Source organism: Limnohabitans sp. TS-CS-82, from assembly GCF_002943475.1.
Genome location: NZ_PTQX01000018.1, coordinates 76,190 through 94,282, shown reverse-complemented (window position 1 = coordinate 94,282; position 18,093 = coordinate 76,190). Strand labels below are relative to the sequence as shown.

The window sequence follows — 18,093 nt, the reverse complement described above, 5'->3', positions numbered from 1 at the left end:
CGAAGACTTTCTAGATCGAAAAGTTGTGTGCGTGAGGTGCGGCGGCCAACGATTTCTGGTACTCCAGCATGAGGCGGCCGCCGTGCCTCACGCACACGACCGTAGCCGGAGAAAACCACCACGCACACCAATACCTAAGCCAAAGAGGAACTCAAACTTCGAGGTTATCAATCAACCGCGTCTTACCCAACTTAGCCGCACCCAACACCACCAACGGCTCAGCACATGGGCCATTCAAGGGTGATAAGTCATGCTGGCGGCGCAGGGTGATGTAGTCAGGTGCCCAGCCGCGTTGGCGCAGGGCGTCCATTGCAGCGGCTTCGGCGGCGGTCACATCCAGCTGGCCAGCGGCATTGCCTGCACGGGCTGCAGCCGCCAAGTCTTTCAAAGCCATCGACAGTTGCACAGCTTCGGCGCGTTCGTCGGAGCTCAGGTAGCCGTTGCGTGAGCTGAGGGCCAAACCGTCTTCGGCGCGGCGGGTTTCGCCGCCGATGATCTCGATGGGTAGTGCCATTTGCTGCACCATGCGGCGGATGACCATGAGCTGTTGGTAGTCCTTCTTGCCAAACACGGCCAAGTCGGGCTGCACGATGTTGAACAGCTTGTGCACCACGGTGCTCACGCCCACAAAGAAGCCGGGGCGAAACGCGCCTTCCAAGATGTCGGCCAGCTCAGCGGGTGGGTGCACCTTGAACACTTGGGGTTCGGGGTAAAGGTCTTTTTCGGACGGTGCAAACACCACGTCGCAACCGTTGGCTTCCAACAGGGCGCAGTCGTTTTCTAGCGTGCGTGGGTAGGTGTCGAAGTCTTCGTTGGGGCCAAATTGCAGGCGGTTGACGAAGATGCTGGCCACGGTCATGCCGCCGGTTGCTGCTCGCTTATCGACCTCTTGGCGTGCCATTTGCATCAGCTCTAAGTGGCCTTGGTGCAGGTTGCCCATGGTGGGCACAAAGGCGCGCAGGGCGGCCGGCTTTAAAGCGCGGCGCAGGTCCGCGAGGGTGTGAACGATTTGCATGAAACAGAAAAAGCGTTGGCAGTAGAGGCGATCAAGCCCAAGCGTGCTTGGCGTTGTCGGGAAATGTGCCGTTTTTCACAGCAGCCACATAGGCACTCATGGCGGCTTGCACGCTGGCTTGGCCTTCCATGAAGTTGTGCACGAACTTGGGGTTTTTGCCCAGGTTAACGCCGAGCATGTCGTGCATCACCAGCACTTGGCCCGCCGTGCCGTTGCCTGCGCCAATGCCAATGGTGTGGCAAGTGGGCAGCTCTTGCGTGAGGGTGGTCGACAGTGGCTCGGGCACCATTTCCAACACCAGCATGCTGGCACCTGCGTCTTGCAGCGCGATGGCTTCTTGGCGCAGTTGGGTGGCCGAGTCGCCACGGCCTTGCACGCGGTAGCCGCCTAGGGCGTGAACGGTTTGTGGTGTCAGGCCCAAATGGGCGCAGACAGGAATGCCACGTTCGACCAAAAAGTGCACGATGTCGGTGGTCCAGCCGCCGCCTTCGAGCTTGACCATGTGAGCACCCGCTTGCATCAGAACCGTGGCACTGCGTAGGGCTTGCTCTTTGGATTCTTGGTAGCTGCCAAAGGGCAGGTCACCAATGATCCATGCTGTGCCTTGCACGCGACGGATGCCACGGGCCACGCTTTCGACGTGGTAACGCATGGTGTCCAGCGTCACGCCCACGGTGCTGGTGAGGCCTTGGCAGACCATGCCCAGCGAGTCGCCCACCAAGATGCATTCCACGCCCGCAGCATCGGCCACGGCGGCAAAGGTGGCGTCGTAGGCGGTGAGCATGGTGATTTTTTCACCACGGGCGCGCAGCTCGTTCAAGCGGGGCAAGCTGATGGGCTTGCGGGCGGCGACGGGGGAAGCGGGGGGCAAAGTGCCGTAGGGCGAAGCGTTGGTGTTGCTCATAGAACGTGTGTGGCGCAAAGCCAGTCCTGTGTTGCCGAAGGGATGTGGAGTTTACGTGTGTCTTTACGTAGGCGTATAGGCCAAACGCACGTAAATAGGCGCAAAAGCCTCAGCCTGCGTGATTTCAATCAGCGTTTCTTTGGCCAGCTCAAGCAGGGCGATGAAGGTCACCACCAGCACGGGCACGCCTTGTTCAGCTTCGAAGAGTTTTTCAAACTCGACAAAGCGTTTGCCTTGCAAGTGCTTGAGCACGATGCTCATGTGCTCGCGCACCGACAGTTCTTCGCGGCTGATTTTGTGGTGCTGCACCAGCTTGGCACGCTTCAAGATGTCGGCCCACGCTTGTTGAAGCTCGACCACATGCACATCAGGAAAGCGCGGTTGCAGCGATTGTTCGATGTAGACCTGTGCGCGCATGAAGTCGCGGCCAAATTGCGGCACTTCGTTGAGCTTGGCGGCAGCCAGTTTCATTTGCTCGTATTCGAGCAAGCGGCGCACCAGTTCGGCACGAGGATCTTCGGGCTCTTGGCCTTCAGCCACTTTCTTGGGCGGCAGCAACATGCGTGATTTGATTTCAATCAGCATGGCGGCCATCAGTAGGTATTCGGCGGCAAGCTCAAGGTTGCGGCTGCGAATCTCGTCCACATAGCTCAGGTACTGGCGCGTGAGCGCGGCCATGGGGATGTCGAGGATGTTGAAGTTCTGCTTGCGGATGAGGTACAGCAGCAAATCCAGCGGGCCTTGGAAGGCCTCGAGGAAAACTTCCAGCGCGTCTGGCGGGATGTACAAATCCTGCGGCATGGCAAACAGCGGCTCGCCATACAGGCGGGCCACGGCCACGTTGTCGATCACCTCTGGCATGACCGAGGCGATGTGTGCCTCGTCGTTAGGCAGGGTGGAGTCGGCAGGATGCACGATGTTTTACGCCAGACCGAAGGTCTTACGCATTAGTTTGATAGGGGTAAGGCTTTTGCGCCACGCGGCCAGCTTGGGTGTCTTGCTGGATTTCGGTGTTCACCTGTTTGTCCCACAGCAGAGCACGGCCGTCGCGTTGGGCTTTTTCGAGCTGAGGGTTTTTGGCCTTGAGCGACTCGATGAACTGAGTGGCTTCGGAGGTGTAGTGATCACGCTGAAAAATCGACATGGTGGGTTTCCTAGGAATGTCTTGAGATTGCAAAGATTTTAACGACCGAGGGCCGACGCCAAACCTTGGCCCAAATCGGGGCGCAAGTCGTGCTCGGGCAGTTGGGCTAGCAGGCCGCAGCGGCGCATCATGTCGAGTGGCTGATGGTCTACGCCACACAGAATCAGGCGAACCTGCTTTTTACGGCAGCTACGGGCCAAGGCCATGAGCGCGTCAGCGCCAGAGGTGTCGATGTAGATGAGGTTTTTCAGGTCCAGCACCAAGGCTTGCTCGGGCAGGTGCTCTTCAATTTCTTCCACCAGCTTGACCGCACCAAAGAACAGCGCGCCATACAAGCGATGGGCCTGCACTTGGGCCTCATGGCCGGCCAGCTCGGGGTGTGAGTCTGGCTGTACTTGCTCGGCACGGCTGAGGCTAGAGATGCGGTAGATGAAGGTCAGGCAAGCGGCCATCAGGCCCACTTCCACAGCCACCGTCAAATCGACGATGACGGTGAGCGCGAACACCAATAACAAGGTGACGCGGTAGGTCATGCGGAACTGGCGCAGGTGCACAAACTCGCGCCATTCGCCCATGTTCCAAGCCACAAACATCAATATCGCGGATAGCGCCGCCAACGGCACATCGCCAGCCAAGGGGGCGGCCACCAGCATGACCAGCAACAAGGTGAGGGCGTGCACCATGCCAGCCACGGGGCTGTTGCCGCCGTTTTTCACATTGGTCACGGTGCGGGCAATGGTGCCGGTGGCGGGCATGCCGCCGAAGAATGGCGTGATGATGTTGGCAATGCCTTGTGCCATCAGCTCTTGGTTGGCATCGTGGCGGTCGCCGTAGGGGCCATCGGCCATCATTTGGTCGGCAATGCGGGCGCACAACAACGATTCAATCGAACCCAACAAAGCCAGCGTGGTGGCGGGGATGAGCAAGAACTTGGCGGTGTCCCAGCTGAACTCGGGCCATGCAAAGGCAGGCAAGTTGCTAGGAATGCTGCCAAAGCGAGAGGCGATGGTCTCGACCTCCAGCCCCATCATCTTGGCAGCAACGGTTGCACCTACCAACACCACGATAGAGCCGGGGATGGTGGAAAAACTTTTGGTGCTGGGCATGGCATTGGCCAAGCGCGGCAGGGCCAGTTGCCAAAACGCCAACACGGCCAAGCACACCACGGCTAAGCCCAAGGCTTCGGCGTTGAGCGTGCCAAAGCTGTCGTTCAATGTGCGCAAGATGCCAAAGAAGTCAGCCGGCATGGCTTTGACTTGCAAGCCAAAAAAGTCTTTCAGCTGCGACACCATGATGAGTACGGCAATGCCGTTGGTAAATCCAATCACCACCGCCACAGGAATGAAGCGAATCAAAGTGCCCAAGCGCAGCAAGCCCATGGCAAACAACATCAAGCCCGACATGGCGGTGGCGATGATTAGGTTGGCCAAACCGTAGCGCTCCAAGATGCCATAGACGATCACGATGAACGCGCCCGCTGGCCCGCCAATCTGCACGCGGCTGCCACCCAAGGCAGAAATCAAAAAGCCCGCAATGATGGCGGTGAATAAACCCGCTTCTGGCTTGAGCCCCGACGCAATGGCAAACGCCATCGCCAGTGGCAATGCCACCACACCCACCGTGATACCCGCACCCACATCTTGATAAAAGCGCTGGCGCGTGTAGCCCTGAAGAGCTGTGACGAGATTAGGTTTGAACATAAAGAAACTAATTGGGGTCAGAACCCAATTAATGGATGCGCATACCGGGTTTTGCGCCGGGCCATGGGTGCAGCACATAAATGCCGGGTTCGGCCTTTTCGTCTGCGTGGCTGGCGGCAAGCACCATGCCCTCACTCACGCCAAACTTCATCTTGCGTGGGGCCAGGTTGGCCACCATCACTGTGAGTTTGCCTTTGAGGTCTTCGGGCTTGTACATGCTGGCCACGCCGCTGAATACATTGCGTGTTTTACCTTCGCCCACATCGAGTGTGAGGCGCAACAGTTTGGTGGAGCCTTCCACCGCTTCGCAGTTGACGATTTCGGCAATGCGCAAATCCACCTTGGCAAAGTCGTCAATGCTGATGGTGGGTGCGATTTCTTCGCCGCCTGGGGTGACTTTTTCTTCCACCACGGCTGGTGGTTCAAACAAGGCTTCGAGTTGTTCGGGGGTGACGCGTTGCATGAGGTGTTGGTAGGGTTGAATGGTCGCCACATAGCCTGTGGTGTTCCAGTTTTGCATGGAGGTGCCAGTGAAACTTTCAACAGCGTGCGCCAATGAAGGCAACACAGGTGCCAAGTAGCGACTCAGCTCAGCAAAGGCGTTGATGAGCAACGAGCACACTTGGTGCAAGGCTTCGTTGTTGGCGGCGTCTTTGGCCAAGTCCCAAGGTTTGTGTTGGTCCACATACGAATTGACCTTGTCGGCCAGCAACATGATTTCGCGGGCGGCTTTGCCGTATTCGCGGGCGTCATACGCTTGGGCGATGCTGTCTTTGGCGGCGTGAATGTCGTTGAGCAAAGCGGTGCCTTGTTCGCCAAAGCTTTGCGTGAGTTTGCCTTCAAAACGCTTGGTCAAGAAGCCCGCGGCACGTGACGCGATGTTGACGAACTTGCCAATCAAATCGCTGTTCACACGCAGCATGAAGTCTTCGGCGTTGAAGTCCACGTCTTCGTTGCGGTTGTTGAGTTTGGTGGCCAAGTAGTAACGCAGCCACTCTGGGTTCATGCCCAAGCTGAGGTACTTGAGCGGGTCTAGGCCCGTGCCACGGCTCTTGCTCATCTTCTCGCCGTTGTTGACGGTGAGGAAGCCATGCACAAACACGTTGTTGGGCGTTTTGCGGCCGCTGAAATGCAGCATGGCGGGCCAGAACAAGGTGTGGAAGGTGACGATGTCTTTGCCGATGAAGTGGTATTGCTCCAGCTTGTCGTTCGCCATGTAGGCGTCGTAGTTTTCGCCACGTTTGTCGAGCAAGTTTTTCAACGAGGCCAAGTAGCCCACGGGCGCGTCGAGCCACACATAAAAGTATTTGGCTGGTGCCCCATTGATAGCCGTATCCGGGATTTCGATGCCAAAGTAAGGCGCGTCACGCGAGATGTCCCAGTCGCCCAAGCCTTCGCTGGTTGTGCCATCGGGGTTGGTGCGCACGGTGAACCACTCTTTGACCTTGTTGGCCACTTCGGGTTGCAGCTTGCCGTCTTGTGTCCATTTTTCGAGGAACTCTACGCAGCGTGGGTCAGACAGCTTGAAGAAGAAATGCTCTGAGCTTTTCAGTTCAGGCTTGGCACCCGACAAAGCAGAGAACGGGTTGATCAGGTCGGTGGGGGCGTAGACGGCGCCGCAGACTTCGCAGTTGTCGCCGTACTGGTCGTGGGCGTGGCACTTGGGGCACTCGCCTTTGATGAAGCGATCAGGCAAGAACATGTTCTTCTCGGGGTCGAAGAACTGGTCAATCGTGCGGCGCTCGATCAGCGAGCCGCCAGCTGATTCCGGAATGTCGCGCAAGTCACGGTAAATCTGGCGGGCCAGTTCGTGGTTCTCGGGTGCATCGGTGCTGTGCCAGTTGTCAAACTGGATGTGGAAACCGTCCAAATAGGGCTTGCGGCCTGCGGCGATGTTGGCCACAAACTGCTGCGGGGTGATGCCCGCCTTCTCGGCGGCAATCATGATGGGCGCGCCATGTGTGTCGTCTGCGCCCACAAAATCGACCTTGTGGCCCTGCATTCGCTGGAAACGCACCCAGATGTCGGCCTGGATGTACTCCATGATGTGGCCGATGTGGAAGTTGCCGTTGGCGTAGGGCAGGGCGGTGGTAACAAATAGCTGGCGCTGGGACATTTGGAAGCAAGACCTTAGGGCGAAGGGGGCGATTTTAGTTCCTACAGAATGCGCTGATGAACTTACCCAGCTTTGACGAATTCCGCCAAAAAGCATTAGCCGCTGGCTTTGATGAGGTGATTGAGCGCGAATGGGCGCCCAACACGGTGCTAGAGACCCACACCCACGCCTTTGGCGTGCACGCCGTTCTTACGCGCGGCGAGATGTGGCTGACCATGAACGGCCATACCCAGCACCTGCAGTCCGGCGCTATTTTTGAGCTGGAGCCTAATGTGCCGCATGACGAGCGCTACGGTGCTGAGGGCGCGGCTTATTGGGTGGCGCGCAAGAACGCTTGATCGATTCCGCGCTTACCTTCCATACTTTGATGAGTGCTCAGTCGCAGGGATGACCTGTGCTGCGTGCGGTCAAGCGCGTCGCGCTAGACTCGCCAGCAATCCCTATTTCAATATCAAGAAGTTTTTATGTCCCTGAACGAACAAACCCTGACCGCCGCGCTGCAAACGGTCATCGACCCTAACACGGGCAAAGACTTTGTCACCACCAAAGCGCTGAAAAACCTTCAAATCAATGGCGGCGATGTGTCGTTTGACGTGGCGCTGGGTTACCCCGCCAAAAGTCAAATTGCGGGCTTTCGCAAAGAGCTGATTGCCGCCGCCAAGAGCGTGGCGGGCGTGGACAACGTGTCGGCCAACATCACGGTGAACATCGTGGCGCACGCGGCTCAGCGCGGTGTGGCCTTGTTGCCGCAAGTGAAAAACATTATTGCTGTGGCGTCAGGCAAAGGCGGCGTGGGCAAAAGCACCACCGCTGCGAACTTGGCTTTGGCCTTGGCTGCTGAAGGCGCGAGTGTTGGTTTGTTGGACGCCGACATTTACGGCCCCAGCCAGCCAATGATGATGGGTATCGAAGGCCGCCCTGAGAGCAGCGACGGCCAAACCATGGACCCGATGGAAAACTATGGCGTGCAAGTCATGTCCATCGGTTTCTTGGTGGACCAAGACGAAGCCATGATTTGGCGCGGCCCCATGGCTACCCAAGCGTTGGAGCAGCTGCTGCGCCAAACCAACTGGAAGGCCTTGGACTATTTGATCGTCGACATGCCCCCAGGCACGGGCGACATTCAGCTCACGCTGAGCCAACGCGTGCCGATGACGGGCGCGGTCATCGTCACCACGCCACAAGACATTGCATTGCTCGACGCCAAAAAAGGCATCAAGATGTTTGAGAAGGTGGGCGTGCCCATCCTCGGCTTGGTCGAGAACATGGCCGTGCACGTATGTACCAACTGTGGCCACATTGAACACATCTTTGGTGCCGATGGCGGCAAGAAGATGGCCGCGCAATACGGCATGGACTACTTAGGCGCGTTGCCGCTCAACATGCAAATCCGCCTGCAAGCCGACAGCGGCAAGCCCACCGTGGTGGCTGACCCCGATGGCGAAGTGGCAGGCATCTACAAGGCGGTCGCTCGTCAAGTGGCGGTGAAAATTGCGGCGAAGGCCAAAGACTTTTCTAGCAAATTCCCCAGCATCAAGATTTCTAAAGAAACTTGATTCGCACCATGACGCTACGCCCTAGCCTCCAAGTCGCCGTGGTCATGCGCCGCGAGCGTGTGCCCGGCGATATGAGCCGTTGGCAACAGTGGCGCTGGGTGCTGCACGACGTGACAGGACATGATTTGTTGCCCCACGCCGATCACTTTGGCACTGAGCCGCGCTGCTTGCGCCAAACCGACGATGAGCAAATTTGGTTGCATCCGGGCTTCACGGTTGAGCTGTTCAAAGATGATGCCGAGGGTTACTACCTCAATGCCTCGTCACCCGCGCCGTGCTGGTTTGTGCTGTGGCGCATGGAAGAAGAACCAAACATCAGCGACGAAGTGATGGCCGTGCCCACGATGGTGAGCCTGAGCTATCACGACGCAGGGCGCTGGCTAGACGCTCAAGAAAACGTGGATCAAGTGCCCGTGCCACCAGAAGTGGTGGCGTGGATGAGCGACTTCATGGATGAGCATTGGGTGGTTGAAACCAAGCGCCGCAAGCGCCCAGACAGTTTTCGTGCCTTGCAAGACCGTTTTGGCAATCCTGCCTCGGTGAGCACCGAAAAAATTCGAGGCGGTGGTCCGCACAACGGAGGCAGCCATGGCCAATGACGACACCCCAGCTGGTTTTTTAAGCCGTTGGTCGCGCCGCAAGGTGGAGGTGCGCGAAGGTCGCCCGCTGGAGGAGCCAAAACACGTGCCTGCTGTCAGCACGGGCCTTGCATCGGCTTCAACAGCTGCAGTGCCTCCCATGCAAGCGCCACAAACGGATGCTGTGCCAATGCCCAGTTTGGCTGACACCCAGCATCTCACGCCTGAGTCTGATTTCACAGCTTACGTGGCCCGTGGCGTGACACCTGATGTGAAAAACGCAGCCATGAAAAAGCTGTTCGCTGACCCGCATTTCAATGTGATGGACGGCTTGGACATCTACATCGACGACTACAGCCAACCCGATCCATTGCCGCTAGCGATGCTGCGTCAAATGACCAGTGCCAAGACTTTGAACTTGTTTGATGATGAGTCGGAGAAAATCGCCGAAATAAGCGGGGGTGACAAGAGCGCAACAGAAGAACCCAAAGTCGTGGCACAGTCCGTCCCTGCTGATAACCATTCCAACATTGAGCCCACTACGCATGACCACGCTGATTTGCGACTGCAACCAGACCCAACCGCTAGACCCGAAGGCACTGAGCCAAAGCCTGTCTGAGCCGCTCACGCTGCACACGGCTTTGTGCCGCCGCGAGGCGAACGCATTTGTGCAAGCCGTGCAAGGCACCGACGATGTGGTGGTGGCCTGCACCCAAGAGCAACGCTTGTTTGGCGACTTGGCTGTGGAGGCGCAAGCCAAGACATCGGTCATCAAGTTCGTCAACATCCGCGAAACCGGTGGCTGGAGCAGCGACGCCAAAAACGCATCTCCCAAAATCGCCGCGCTGTTAGCCGCTGCGCATTTGCCCGAGCCCGAGCCGGTGCCCACGGTCACGTTCAAGAGTGCAGGGCGTTTGCTGATCTTGGGGCAGATGGACCAGGCCGAACAAGCGGCCGCCTTGTTGGCCGACACCTTGAATGTGACGATCTTCACCCAAGGCGCTGGCGAGGCTGGCGGCGCACAAAACCGCACCTACCCCGTGTTGGGCGGCCAAGTGGTGCGTGTGGACGGTTGGCTGGGTGCGTTCAAGCTCACCTGGCAAAACAATAACCCCATTGACTTGGACCTCTGCACGCGTTGTAACGCCTGCGTGGCTGCTTGCCCTGAGCAAGCCATTGGCTTGGACTACCAAATTGACATGAGCAAGTGCAGCTCGCACCGCGATTGCGTGACCGCTTGCGGTGCAGTGGGCGCAATCAACTTTCAACGCGAAGTGCAAGAAGAAACAGCCGAGTTCGACCTCGTGCTCGACCTGCGCGAGCAAAGCGCCTTCACACGCCATGCTTTGCCGCAAGGCTATTTCCGCGGTGCAACTGCGGCCAACTTGTTGCGCTTGCGCGAGCTGGTGGGTGAGTTTGAAAAGCCCAAGTTCTTTGACTACAAACAAAAACTCTGCGCGCACAGCCGCAACGAACAAGTGGGTTGCAACGCTTGCGTGGACATTTGCTCAGCCGAAGCGGTCAGCTCCGACAAGTCGCGTCAACAAATCAAGGTCAATCCCAATTTGTGCGTGGGCTGCGGCGCGTGCACCACGGTGTGCCCGACAGGCGCACTGACCTACGCATATCCTCGTGCCAGCGAGCAAGGCGTCAAGCTCAAGACCCTGCTCAGCACCTACCAAAAAGCAGGCGGCAAAGACGCGGTCATCTTGCTGCACAGCCAAGGTGCGGGCCAAGCTTTGGTCAATGAGCTGGGCCGTGCGGCACAGCTCAAAGTGGCCAAAGGCCTGCCTGCGCATGTGATTCCCGTGTCGTTGTGGCACACCGCCAGTCTTGGCTTGGATGTGTGGCTCACGGCCTTGGCCTATGGTGCCGCCCAAGTGTTGGTGCTCCACACCGCCGAAGAAGCCCCGCAATATGCCGACGGCTTGCAAGCGCAAATGGCGCAAGCCCAGGCCATGCTCGAAGGCTTGGGCTATGCCAAAGCCGGCCGCCTGCCTGTGCAGCTGGTGCATGCCACGCAAGCGATGGAACTCGATGCAGAGCTGCAACGCCTCACCACTGGCCAGCAGCGCCTGAGTAGCACCGTGCCCGCTGCCACGTTCGCAGTGATGTTTGAAAAGCGCAGCACCCTCAGCATGGTGATTGACCATTTGCTGGAACATGCACCGGTCTTGAAAACCGCCGCTGCTCCTGAAGCGCTGGCTTTGCCCAAAGATGGTTCGCCATTCGGTTCGGTTGAGGTCAACAAAGACAAATGCACCTTGTGCATGAGCTGCGTCAGTGCTTGCCCCGCCAACGCGTTGCAAGACAACCAAGCCGCGCCACAGCTGCGTTTCTTTGAAAAGAATTGCGTGCAATGCGGCTTGTGTGTCAGCACCTGTCCTGAGAAAGCGCTCAACCTTGTGCCGCGCTTGTTGCTCACGCCACAACGCAAAGAAGTACGCGTACTCAACGAAACCCAGCCTTATGGCTGCGTGCGTTGCGGCAAACCCTTTGGCACGCTCAAAGGCATCGAGGCCATGATTGGTAAATTGGCTGGGCACTCGATGTTCCAAGGCGAGGCTTTGCAGCGCCTCAAGATGTGCGGCGACTGCCGTGTGATTGACATTTACTCTGCTGGCGACGAGCAAAAAATCGTCTAACTATTTCTATGACCGAACCTCATTTGTCCTCCGCTCTCGACGAAGAAACCGCACGCGCTGAGCTGTACGGTTTGATCTCAGAACTGTTTTACGCACCCGCCCGTTCTGAGCTGCTGGCGCAATTGCGTGTGGCTGCCACGGATGCGCCTGCGTCGGGTGGTTTTTTGGAAGAGCCCTGGCGTCAGTTTGTGGGTGTGGCCCGAGACATGGACGACAAGGCCATTCAAAGCGAGCATCACGCCCTGTTTGGTGGCGTGGGCAAGCCCGAGGTGTATGTGTACGCCTCGCACTTCTTGACTGGCTTTTTGAATGAAAAGCCTTTGGCTCAATTGCGCACCGATTTGGCGACGCTGGGCCTAGGCCGCGACGACACCACCATGTCTGAAACTGAAGACCATGTGTCTTACGTGTTTGAAGTCATGCGCTTTTTGGTGGCGGGGGACGATGTGTCGGTGTCCAATCTCACACAACAAGCCAAGTTTTTTGCCGCCCATGTGCAAACTTGGTTGCCTGCGTTTTGCGATGCGGTCCAAACCACACCGCGTGCCCGTTTTTATGCCGCATTGGCCGAGCTGACCCGTGCGTTTGTGAGCGTGGAAGCTCAGGGCTTTGACATGTTGGCTTAGCCCTGTTGGGTGTCTTCGTTTGTTTTTTTGAGTTCTATACGAGACACCAATGCGACAAAAAAGCTTTTTTGGTTACAAAACTTGAGTCTGTTTAAGGGCTTCTCGTCGTTACTACGTATAAGACAAACTCACTTCGTTGGTACATTATGCAAAGTCGTGCATACCCACGACATCACGAGGAGCTAAAAATGAAAAAAGAACAAGCCACCGAACAAGCGACTCCGTCGCGTCGTGGATTTTTTATGGGTGCCGCCGCTGCTGGTGCCGCCGCTGCAGCTGTCACCGCATTGCCCGGTCTCGACACCCCCTCTGCTGAATTGAACAAACTTCCTCCCGCACCTGAAAATGGTGGCGGCTACAGCTTGAGCGAACACGTCAAGCGTTACTACCAGACCGCTCGCGTCTGAAGGAGACACACATGTTGTTGACCCGTAAAACTGATTCAGCTGCCAAAACTTCTGGCAGCTCTGCTTTCGTTGGCCGCTTGCAACGCGGCTTGTCACAGGCTTTGCCAACCCTTGATCGCCGTGGCTTTTTGCGCCGGTCTGGCCTAGGCATCGGCGTGGGCTTGGCTGCCACACAACTGAGCTTGGTTAAGAAAGCCAACGCCTCTGGTTCCATGATGAGCGATGGCGCTAGCAAGATCGAAGTCAAACGCACTATTTGTACCCACTGCTCCGTGGGTTGTGCGGTCGATGCCGTGGTTGAAAACGGCGTGTGGGTGCGCCAAGAAGCGGTGTTTGATTCCCCCATCAACCTCGGCGCACATTGCGCCAAAGGTGCGGCCTTGCGTGAGCACGGTCACGGCGAGTTCCGCTTGCGTTACCCCATGAAATTGGTCAATGGCAAGTACGAGCGCATCAGCTGGGACACCGCCCTTGACGAAATCAGCGCCAAGCTGCTTGACCTGCGCAAAACCGCAGGCCCAGACAGCGTGTACTGGATTGGCTCTTCTAAGCACAACAACGAACAAGCGTATTTGTTGCGCAAATTTGTGAGCTACTTCGGTAGCAACAACTGCGACCACCAAGCCCGTATTTGCCACTCCACCACGGTGGCCGGTGTGGCCAACACCTGGGGTTACGGTGCGATGACCAACTCGTACAACGACATGCAAAACAGCAAGGTCGCGATGTACATCGGCTCCAACGCCGCTGAAGCTCACCCTGTGTCGATGCTGCACATGCTGCATGCCAAGGAAAACGGCTGCAAGATGATCGTGGTTGATCCACGTTTCACACGCACAGCGGCCAAGGCCGACGAGTACGTGCGTATTCGCTCAGGCTCTGATATCGCTTTCTTGTTTGGCTTGTTACACGTCATCTTCAAGAATGGCTGGGAAGACAAAAAGTACATCAATGACCGCGTGTTCGGTATGGACAAGGTCAAAGAAGATGTCATGGCCAAGTGGACACTCGACAAGGTCGAAGAAGTCTGTGGCGTGTCTCCAGACCAGATCACCAAAGTGGCCACCATGCTGCACGAGAACAACCCAGGCACCATCGTTTGGTGTATGGGTCAAACGCAGCACACCATCGGTAACGCCATCGTGCGTGCCTCTTGCATTTTGCAGTTGGCCTTGGGCAACATCGGTAAGTCCGGTGGTGGTACCAACATTTTCCGTGGCCACGACAACGTGCAAGGTGCGACCGACGTGGGCCCGAACCCTGACTCGCTGCCTGGCTACTACGGCTTGGCTGAGGGTTCATGGAAGCACTTTGCCAAAGCATGGGGCGTTGAATTCGACTGGGTCAAAGGTCGCTTTGCCAATCCCGGCATGATGAGTAAGCCTGGTATCACTGTGTCTCGTTGGATCGACGGTGTCCTCGAAAAGAACGAACTCATCGACCAAGACAGCAACCTCAAGGCCGTGTTCTATTGGGGCCATGCACCGAACTCACAAACCCGTGGTTTGGAGATGAAGCGTGCCATGGACAAGCTGGACTTGTTGGTTGTGGTAGATCCTTATCCATCGGCCACAGCTGCTATGGCCGCGATGCCTGGCAAAGCCGAAGACCTCAACCCCAACCGTGCGGTGTACCTGTTGCCTGCCGCGACACAGTTTGAAACCAGCGGTTCTTGTACTGCATCTAACCGTTCGTTGCAATGGCGTGAGAAGGTCATCGAGCCATTGTGGGAGAGCCGCTCTGACCACATGATCATGTATCAATTCGCTCAGAAGCTAGGCTTTGGTCCAGAGTTGGTCAAGAACTACAAGCTGCAAAAAGTCAAAGGCATGGATGAGCCCATGGTCGAAGACATCTTGCGCGAAATCAACAAGTCGGTTTGGACCATTGGCTACACCGGCCAAAGCCCAGAGCGCTTGAAAGCGCACATGCGCAACATGCATCTCTTTGACGTCAAGACCCTCAAGTCCAAAGGCGGTAAAGACAAAGAGACCGGTTACGACTTTGGCGGTGACTACTTCGGTCTGCCTTGGCCTTGCTACGGCACGCCCGAACTCAAGCACCCAGGTTCACCCAACCTGTACGACACCTCCAAGCACGTCATGGAAGGCGGCGGTAACTTCCGCGCTAACTTCGGTGTGGAGAAAGACGGCAAAAACCTGTTGGCAGAAGACGGCTCGCATTCCAAAGGCGCAGACATCACCACAGGCTACCCAGAACTCGACCACGTGTTGCTCAAGAAACTGGGCTGGTGGGATGAACTCACCGATGCTGAAAAAACATTGGCCGAAGGCAAGAACTGGAAGACCGACAACTCGGGCGGCATGATGCGTGTCTTCATGCAAAACCACGGTTGCCACCCCTTCGGCAACGCCAAAGCGCGTGCCGTGGTGTGGAACTTCCCAGATCCCATCCCACAACACCGCGAGCCTTTGTATGGCACACGTCCTGACTTGATGGAAAAGTACCCCACGCACGCTGACAAAAAAGCGTTCTGGCGCCTGCCCACCTTGTACAAGACGATCCAAGACAAAAACATCGCCGACAAAGTGCACGAGAAATTCCCACTCATCCTCACCTCTGGCCGCTTGGTCGAGTACGAAGGTGGCGGCGAAGAAACCCGTTCCAACCCATGGTTGGCCGAGTTGCAACAAGAAGCCTATGTGGAAATCAACCCCAAAACAGCAGCAGACCGTGGCATCCGCAACGGCGAGCGCGTGTGGTTGAAGAGCCCCACCGGCGCACGTTTGAATGTGCAAGCGTTGGTGACAGAGCGTGTGGACACAGGCACCGTTTGGATGCCCTTCCACTTCTCGGGTCGCTGGCAAGGTGAAGACATGCTCAAGTACTACCCCAAAGGCGCAGCGCCTGTGGTGCGTGGTGAAGCGGTCAATACAGCCACCACATATGGTTACGACAGCGTCACCATGATGCAAGAAACCAAAACCACCGTTTGCAACATCGAACGCGCCTAAGGAGAATTAAATGGCACGCATGAAATTTATCTGTGACGCTGAGCGTTGCATCGAGTGCAACGGTTGCGTCACCGCTTGTAAAAATGAACACGAAGTCCCATGGGGTGTGAACCGCCGCCGTGTGGTCACGTTGAACGACGGCGTACCCGGCGAGAAATCTATCTCCGTCGCGTGTATGCATTGTTCAGATGCACCTTGCATGGCAGTTTGCCCTGTGAACTGTTTCTACAAGACCGACGAAGGTGTGGTCTTGCACGACAAAGACATTTGCATTGGCTGCGGCTACTGCTCCTACGCTTGCCCATTTGGTGCACCTCAGTTCCCAAGCCAAGGCACATTCGGTGTGCGCGGCAAGATGGACAAGTGCACTTTCTGCGCCGGTGGCCCAGAAACCAACGGCAGCCAAGCCGAGTTTGAAAAATACGGTCGCAACCGTTTGGCCGAAGGCAAGTTGCCTGCTTGTGCCGAAATGTGCTCGACCAAAGCCTTGCTCGCTGGCGACGGCGACATGGTGGCCGACATCTTCCGCAACCGCGTCGTGAAGCGCAACAAGGGTGCTGAAGTGTGGGGCTGGGGCACGGCTTATGGCTCTAAGCAAGCCGGTCAAGCACCTGCCAAGGTTGAAGGAGTGAAGAAATGATGAAACGCATGTCACTCATTGTGTTGAGCGTGGCCGCTCTCACCGCTTGCGGCGAGAAGGCTCAAACCCTCGGCACCAAAAACGACGCCACTGCTTACAGCGGTGCAGCTAATAGTTTTGTCGCCCCCGGCTGGACAGCCGGTGACAAAAACAGCTGGGAGCAACACCTGCGTGCTCGCGGTCAATACGGCCAAAACGACAACAGTCGCGCACCGTAAACCAAGGGGCACATCATGTACCGCTCTTTTCAATCGGTGTTGTGTGCAGCTTTGACGGTGTTCGCACTGTCAGCTGCCGCACAAGACAAAGCGCCTGCGGCAGCTCCGGCTGTCAAAAGCGTCAACATTCAAGACGTCAAACCTGACGCCAGCGATGCGCCCGGCTATGCCGAGCAAACCAATGCCGAGCGTGGCACGGTCCAGCCTGGCAACAACGCGCCCATGTGGCGCGGTGTGGGTGCAGGCGCGCAGGGCTACAGCAGCCTGCCTAAGGCTGACGCTCCTGAAGCGGGTGTGTTGATTCAACCTTTTGCTCAGTACCCAGGCTCACGCCTCACCACAGCAGGTGAAGCATGGCGTCAGGTGCGCAACAACTGGATCATTCCCTACGGCGGCTCTTTGCTGCTGATCGTGTTGGGTGCCGTGGCTTTGTTCTACTGGCGCAAAGGCATGATCATGTTGCATGGCAAGCCAACGGGCGTGGAGATTGAGCGCTTCACACCGTTTGAGCGTTCAGCCCACTGGGCTAACGCGATTGCCTTTGTGGTGTTGGCGGTGTCTGGCATCTTCATGGCGTTTGGCAAGTTCTTTATTCAGCCAATCATTGGTGACACCTTGTTTGGTTTCATCACCTACTTGCTGAAAAACGCGCACAACTTTGCAGGCCCGCTGTTTGCTGTGTCTTTGACGGTGGTGTTTTTCACTTTCTTGAAAGACAACTGGCCTAGCAAAGAAGACTGGGCTTGGATCATCAAAGCCGGCGGCTTGTTCGGCAGTGAAGAAGTACCTTCGCACCGCTTCAATGCGGGCGAGAAAGTGGTGTTCTGGGCTGGCGTGTTTGGCCTCGGCTTGATCGTGGTGGCTTCTGGCTTGGTGCTGGATAAGGTCATCCCTTTCTTGGGCTACGAGCGCGGCATGATGCAAATTGCACACATGGTTCACGCTGTGGCCACTGTGCTGATGATGACCATGTTCATTGGCCATATCTACATGGGTACGGTCGGTATGGAAGGGGCTTACAAAGCCATGAAAACTGGCTATGTGGATGAGACTTGGGCCAAAGAGCATCACGAACTCTGGCACAACGACATCAAGGCTGGCAAAATTCCAGCTCATCGCACCGACGAAAAATCGGGAACCACAGCGCGCGCTTGATGCGCTGATCAGGAGAACAACTATGAACAAAGCACTCTTTGCATTGATCTTGGCCGCTGTCAGCGCCACGGCATTTGCCAAATTGCCACCACTGAACGACGAAGCCAAAGCTAAGGCGGATGAAGCCAAGGCTAAAACGGCTCACACTGCCAAGGCTGAAGCCTACTTGTTGTGCAAGTCACAAGACAAAGTGGCGGCGCACGTGCAAAAGACCAACAAAGCCCAAGCAGGCAAGCCTGTCGCCACAGCACCTTGCGCTGACCCAGGCAAGTTTGTTTACACACCGCCAGAAGCGGCTGCGCCTGTGGCTGCCGCTTCAGCGCCTGCTGTGGCCGCTGCACCAGCCGCACCGGCAAAGAAGTAATCCATACAGCCTCGCTGTTCATTGGGCCGCACCGAAAGGTGGCGGCCCTT

General features: G+C 57.0%; 18 protein-coding genes. 12 read left to right on the top strand and 6 right to left on the bottom strand.

The annotated features are described in order from the left end of the window. Nucleotides 1-151: 151 nt before the first annotated feature. The 6 genes from panC to metG form a co-directional block, all read right to left on the bottom strand. Nucleotides 152-1,015, bottom strand: a complete 864-nt coding sequence (gene panC / locus C5F52_RS26095; protein ID WP_104801294.1) for a pantoate--beta-alanine ligase — start codon at nucleotides 1,013-1,015, stop codon at nucleotides 152-154. 31 nt (nucleotides 1,016-1,046) lie between these two features. Further along, nucleotides 1,047-1,919, bottom strand: coding sequence for a 3-methyl-2-oxobutanoate hydroxymethyltransferase (panB, locus tag C5F52_RS26090; RefSeq protein WP_104801293.1), 873 nt, complete (start codon nucleotides 1,917-1,919; stop codon nucleotides 1,047-1,049). A gap of 63 nt (nucleotides 1,920-1,982) precedes the next feature. After that, a complete protein-coding gene (locus tag C5F52_RS26085) occupies nucleotides 1,983-2,780 on the bottom strand; it encodes a ScpA family protein (RefSeq protein ID WP_104801325.1) in 798 nt (265 codons plus the stop codon). A gap of 79 nt (nucleotides 2,781-2,859) precedes the next feature. After that, the gene (locus C5F52_RS26080) at nucleotides 2,860-3,063 is read right to left on the bottom strand and encodes a DUF3460 family protein (protein ID WP_104801292.1); all 204 of its coding nucleotides are present in this window, start codon (nucleotides 3,061-3,063) and stop codon (nucleotides 2,860-2,862) included. 38 nt (nucleotides 3,064-3,101) lie between these two features. Then, the gene (locus C5F52_RS26075; protein WP_104801291.1) at nucleotides 3,102-4,763 is read right to left on the bottom strand and encodes a SulP family inorganic anion transporter; all 1,662 of its coding nucleotides are present in this window, start codon (nucleotides 4,761-4,763) and stop codon (nucleotides 3,102-3,104) included. A 28-nt stretch (nucleotides 4,764-4,791) separates the two neighbouring features. Then, nucleotides 4,792-6,879 (bottom strand): methionine--tRNA ligase, encoded by a 2,088-nt coding sequence (gene metG, locus C5F52_RS26070; RefSeq protein ID WP_104801290.1) that lies wholly within the window; start codon nucleotides 6,877-6,879, stop codon nucleotides 4,792-4,794. A gap of 56 nt (nucleotides 6,880-6,935) precedes the next feature. Here metG and C5F52_RS26065 point away from each other — a divergent pair, with 56 nt between their 5' ends. The 12 genes from C5F52_RS26065 (at nucleotide 6,936) to C5F52_RS26010 (ending at nucleotide 18,043) form a co-directional block, all read left to right on the top strand. Beyond that, nucleotides 6,936-7,217, top strand: coding sequence for a cupin domain-containing protein (locus tag C5F52_RS26065; protein WP_104801289.1), 282 nt, complete (start codon nucleotides 6,936-6,938; stop codon nucleotides 7,215-7,217). 126 nt (nucleotides 7,218-7,343) lie between these two features. Then, nucleotides 7,344-8,435 (top strand): iron-sulfur cluster carrier protein ApbC, encoded by a 1,092-nt coding sequence (gene apbC, locus C5F52_RS26060; RefSeq protein ID WP_104801288.1) that lies wholly within the window; start codon nucleotides 7,344-7,346, stop codon nucleotides 8,433-8,435. Between the two features lie 8 nt (nucleotides 8,436-8,443). Next, the gene (locus C5F52_RS26055) at nucleotides 8,444-9,034 is read left to right on the top strand and encodes a DUF3305 domain-containing protein (protein ID WP_104801324.1); all 591 of its coding nucleotides are present in this window, start codon (nucleotides 8,444-8,446) and stop codon (nucleotides 9,032-9,034) included. Next, nucleotides 9,024-9,632, top strand: a complete 609-nt coding sequence (locus C5F52_RS26050; RefSeq protein ID WP_104801287.1) for a DUF3306 domain-containing protein — start codon at nucleotides 9,024-9,026, stop codon at nucleotides 9,630-9,632. The genes C5F52_RS26055 and C5F52_RS26050 overlap by 11 nt, the downstream gene beginning before the upstream one ends. Continuing rightward, nucleotides 9,559-11,658 (top strand): 4Fe-4S binding protein, encoded by a 2,100-nt coding sequence (locus C5F52_RS26045; RefSeq protein ID WP_104801286.1) that lies wholly within the window; start codon nucleotides 9,559-9,561, stop codon nucleotides 11,656-11,658. The genes C5F52_RS26050 and C5F52_RS26045 overlap by 74 nt, the downstream gene beginning before the upstream one ends. 8 nt (nucleotides 11,659-11,666) lie before the next feature. Further along, the gene (locus C5F52_RS26040; RefSeq protein WP_104801285.1) at nucleotides 11,667-12,284 is read left to right on the top strand and encodes a molecular chaperone; all 618 of its coding nucleotides are present in this window, start codon (nucleotides 11,667-11,669) and stop codon (nucleotides 12,282-12,284) included. Between the two features lie 188 nt (nucleotides 12,285-12,472). Continuing rightward, nucleotides 12,473-12,691 (top strand): formate dehydrogenase, encoded by a 219-nt coding sequence (locus C5F52_RS26035; protein ID WP_104801284.1) that lies wholly within the window; start codon nucleotides 12,473-12,475, stop codon nucleotides 12,689-12,691. 11 nt (nucleotides 12,692-12,702) lie between these two features. Then, a complete protein-coding gene (locus C5F52_RS26030; RefSeq protein WP_104801283.1) occupies nucleotides 12,703-15,666 on the top strand; it encodes a formate dehydrogenase subunit alpha in 2,964 nt (987 codons plus the stop codon). 10 nt (nucleotides 15,667-15,676) lie between these two features. Continuing rightward, nucleotides 15,677-16,306, top strand: a complete 630-nt coding sequence (gene fdh3B, locus C5F52_RS26025; protein ID WP_104801282.1) for a formate dehydrogenase FDH3 subunit beta — start codon at nucleotides 15,677-15,679, stop codon at nucleotides 16,304-16,306. Continuing rightward, nucleotides 16,303-16,524 carry a hypothetical protein gene (locus C5F52_RS26020; protein ID WP_104801281.1) on the top strand — a complete coding sequence of 74 codons (222 nt, stop codon included), beginning with the start codon at nucleotides 16,303-16,305 and terminating at the stop codon, nucleotides 16,522-16,524. Before fdh3B ends, C5F52_RS26020 begins: the two co-directional genes overlap by 4 nt. A gap of 15 nt (nucleotides 16,525-16,539) precedes the next feature. Next, the gene (locus C5F52_RS26015) at nucleotides 16,540-17,679 is read left to right on the top strand and encodes a formate dehydrogenase subunit gamma (RefSeq protein WP_104801280.1); all 1,140 of its coding nucleotides are present in this window, start codon (nucleotides 16,540-16,542) and stop codon (nucleotides 17,677-17,679) included. A 22-nt stretch (nucleotides 17,680-17,701) separates the two neighbouring features. Beyond that, nucleotides 17,702-18,043 carry a hypothetical protein gene (locus C5F52_RS26010; RefSeq protein WP_104801279.1) on the top strand — a complete coding sequence of 114 codons (342 nt, stop codon included), beginning with the start codon at nucleotides 17,702-17,704 and terminating at the stop codon, nucleotides 18,041-18,043. Nucleotides 18,044-18,093: the final 50 nt, after the last annotated feature.

Coding starts and splice junctions, on each gene's coding strand:
- panC (WP_104801294.1), bottom strand. CDS start 1,015: ATGCAAATCGTTCACACCCTCGCGGACCTGCGCCGCGCTTTAAAGCCG.
- panB (WP_104801293.1), bottom strand. CDS start 1,919: ATGAGCAACACCAACGCTTCGCCCTACGGCACTTTGCCCCCCGCTTCC.
- C5F52_RS26085 (WP_104801325.1), bottom strand. CDS start 2,780: ATGCCAGAGGTGATCGACAACGTGGCCGTGGCCCGCCTGTATGGCGAG.
- C5F52_RS26080 (WP_104801292.1), bottom strand. CDS start 3,063: ATGTCGATTTTTCAGCGTGATCACTACACCTCCGAAGCCACTCAGTTC.
- C5F52_RS26075 (WP_104801291.1), bottom strand. CDS start 4,763: ATGTTCAAACCTAATCTCGTCACAGCTCTTCAGGGCTACACGCGCCAG.
- metG (WP_104801290.1), bottom strand. CDS start 6,879: ATGTCCCAGCGCCAGCTATTTGTTACCACCGCCCTGCCCTACGCCAAC.
- C5F52_RS26065 (WP_104801289.1), top strand. CDS start 6,936: ATGAACTTACCCAGCTTTGACGAATTCCGCCAAAAAGCATTAGCCGCT.
- apbC (WP_104801288.1), top strand. CDS start 7,344: ATGTCCCTGAACGAACAAACCCTGACCGCCGCGCTGCAAACGGTCATC.
- C5F52_RS26055 (WP_104801324.1), top strand. CDS start 8,444: ATGACGCTACGCCCTAGCCTCCAAGTCGCCGTGGTCATGCGCCGCGAG.
- C5F52_RS26050 (WP_104801287.1), top strand. CDS start 9,024: ATGGCCAATGACGACACCCCAGCTGGTTTTTTAAGCCGTTGGTCGCGC.
- C5F52_RS26045 (WP_104801286.1), top strand. CDS start 9,559: ATGACCACGCTGATTTGCGACTGCAACCAGACCCAACCGCTAGACCCG.
- C5F52_RS26040 (WP_104801285.1), top strand. CDS start 11,667: ATGACCGAACCTCATTTGTCCTCCGCTCTCGACGAAGAAACCGCACGC.
- C5F52_RS26035 (WP_104801284.1), top strand. CDS start 12,473: ATGAAAAAAGAACAAGCCACCGAACAAGCGACTCCGTCGCGTCGTGGA.
- C5F52_RS26030 (WP_104801283.1), top strand. CDS start 12,703: ATGTTGTTGACCCGTAAAACTGATTCAGCTGCCAAAACTTCTGGCAGC.
- fdh3B (WP_104801282.1), top strand. CDS start 15,677: ATGGCACGCATGAAATTTATCTGTGACGCTGAGCGTTGCATCGAGTGC.
- C5F52_RS26020 (WP_104801281.1), top strand. CDS start 16,303: ATGATGAAACGCATGTCACTCATTGTGTTGAGCGTGGCCGCTCTCACC.
- C5F52_RS26015 (WP_104801280.1), top strand. CDS start 16,540: ATGTACCGCTCTTTTCAATCGGTGTTGTGTGCAGCTTTGACGGTGTTC.
- C5F52_RS26010 (WP_104801279.1), top strand. CDS start 17,702: ATGAACAAAGCACTCTTTGCATTGATCTTGGCCGCTGTCAGCGCCACG.